2 rRNA genes are annotated in these 2,500 nt (G+C 57.0%); both read right to left on the reverse strand.

From position 1 onward, the window contains the following. Positions 1–1,210: ribosomal RNA gene (locus tag IE290_RS37545) — 23S ribosomal RNA — on the reverse strand; the annotation flags it as partial. 283 nt (positions 1,211–1,493) lie between these two features. Beyond that, positions 1,494–2,500: ribosomal RNA gene (locus IE290_RS37550) — 16S ribosomal RNA — on the reverse strand; the annotation flags it as partial.

Consider the following 2,500-nt stretch of genomic DNA (forward strand, 5'->3'; position numbering starts at 1 on the left):
CGCAGGACCACTTGACCAGTGAGCTATTACGCACTCTTTCAAGGATGGCTGCTTCTAAGCCAACCTCCTGGTTGTCTCGGCGACCCCACATCCTTTCCCACTAAGCACACACTTAGGGGCCTTAGCCGGTGTTCTGGGCTGTTTCCCTCTCGACGACGAAGCTTATCCCCCGCCGTCTCACTGCCGCACTCTCACGTGATGGTATTCGGAGTTTGGTTGACTTCGGTAACCCGGTAAGGCCCCTAGGCCATCCAGTAGCTCTACCCCCACCACGAAACATGCGACGCTGCACCTAAATGCATTTCGGGGAGAACCAGCTATCACGGAGTTTGATTGGCCTTTCACCCCTACCCACAACTCATCCCCCAGGTTTTCAACCCTGGTGGGTTCGGCCCTCCACGAGGTCTTACCCTCGCTTCAGCCTGGCCATGGGTAGATCACTCCGCTTCGGGTCTAGACCACGCGACTCACACGCCCTCTTCAGACTCGCTTTCGCTACGGCTACCCCACACGGGTTAACCTCGCCACGCAGCACTAACTCGCAGGCTCATTCTTCAAAAGGCACGCCATCACAAACACAACGGTTCGCTCTGACGGCTTGTAGGCACACGGTTTCAGGTACTCTTTCACTCCCCTCCCGGGGTACTTTTCATCTTTCCCTCACGGTACTCGTCCGCTATCGGTCACCAGGAAGTATTTAGGCTTACCGAGTGGTCCCGGCAGATTCACAGCAAATTCCACGAGCTCGCTGCTACTCGGGAACACCACCACACCACACCAACACAGCTTTCGCGTACGGGACTCTCACCCACTCCGGTCCACCATCCCAGGCGGTTCCACTAGCCATGCAGCACGATGCCAGAACTGTCAGATTCTGGAAGATGGGTCCCACAACCCCGCACACACAACCCCTGACAGGTATCACATGCGCACGGTTTAGCCTCCTCCGCTTTCGCTCGCCACTACTCACGGAATCACTAGTGTTTTCTCTTCCTACGGGTACTGAGATGTTTCACTTCCCCGCGTTCCCCCCACATACCCTATATATTCAGGTATGGGTAACACCTCATAACAGGTGCTGGGTTTCCCCATTCGGACACCCTCGGATCACAGCTCGGTTGACAGCTCCCCGAGGCTTATCGCAGCCTCCCACGTCCTTCATCGGCTCCTGATGCCAAGACATCCACCATGTGCCCTTAACAACTTGACCACAAAGATGCTCGCATCCACTCTGCAATTCTCAAACACCACACCCAGAAACAACACACCGTGTTGCCTCAGGACCCAACAGCGTACCAATGAACACCCACCACTCGGATCTCCGATCCCCGTTCCACACCAGCAAGGCTGGCAGTACTAGACAGACCATCGATCGTCATGATGAGCATCGGCCAGTCGTCCACAATTCCTTGAGCAACCAGACAGCACCACACTCGGGTACTGAGCCTGGCCACTCCACACCCCGAAGAGTGTGGATGTGTTGTGCTCCTTAGAAAGGAGGTGATCCAGCCGCACCTTCCGGTACGGCTACCTTGTTACGACTTCGTCCCAATCGCCAGTCCCACCTTCGACCACTCCCTCCCTTACGGGTTGGGCCATGGGCTTCGGGTGTTACCGACTTTCATGACGTGACGGGCGGTGTGTACAAGGCCCGGGAACGTATTCACCGCAGCGTTGCTGATCTGCGATTACTAGCGACTCCGACTTCACGCAGTCGAGTTGCAGACTGCGATCCGAACTGAGACCGGCTTTAAGGGATTCGCTCCACCTCACGGTATCGCAGCCCTCTGTACCAGCCATTGTAGCATGTGTGAAGCCCTGGACATAAGGGGCATGATGACTTGACGTCATCCCCACCTTCCTCCGAGTTGACCCCGGCAGTCTCCCGCGAGTCCCCGCCATTACGCGCTGGCAACACAGGACAAGGGTTGCGCTCGTTGCGGGACTTAACCCAACATCTCACGACACGAGCTGACGACAGCCATGCACCACCTGCACACCGGCCACAAGGGGGCCGACATCTCTGCCGGTTTCCAGTGCATGTCAAGCCCAGGTAAGGTTCTTCGCGTTGCATCGAATTAATCCACATGCTCCGCCGCTTGTGCGGGCCCCCGTCAATTCCTTTGAGTTTTAGCCTTGCGGCCGTACTCCCCAGGCGGGGCGCTTAATGCGTTAGCTACGGCACGGACAACGTGGAAGTCACCCACACCTAGCGCCCAACGTTTACAGCGTGGACTACCAGGGTATCTAATCCTGTTCGCTCCCCACGCTTTCGCTCCTCAGCGTCAGTATCGGCCCAGAGACCCGCCTTCGCCACCGGTGTTCCTCCTGATATCTGCGCATTTCACCGCTACACCAGGAATTCCAGTCTCCCCTACCGAACTCAAGCCTGCCCGTATCCACTGCAGGTCCGGAGTTAAGCCCCGGATTTTCACAGCAGACGCGACAAGCCGCCTACGAGCTCTTTACGCCCAATAATTCCGGACAACGCTTGCACCCT

Origin of the sequence: Amycolatopsis deserti (assembly GCF_014653945.1) — a bacterium.
GTDB lineage: Bacteria > Actinomycetota > Actinomycetes > Mycobacteriales > Pseudonocardiaceae > Amycolatopsis_E > Amycolatopsis_E deserti.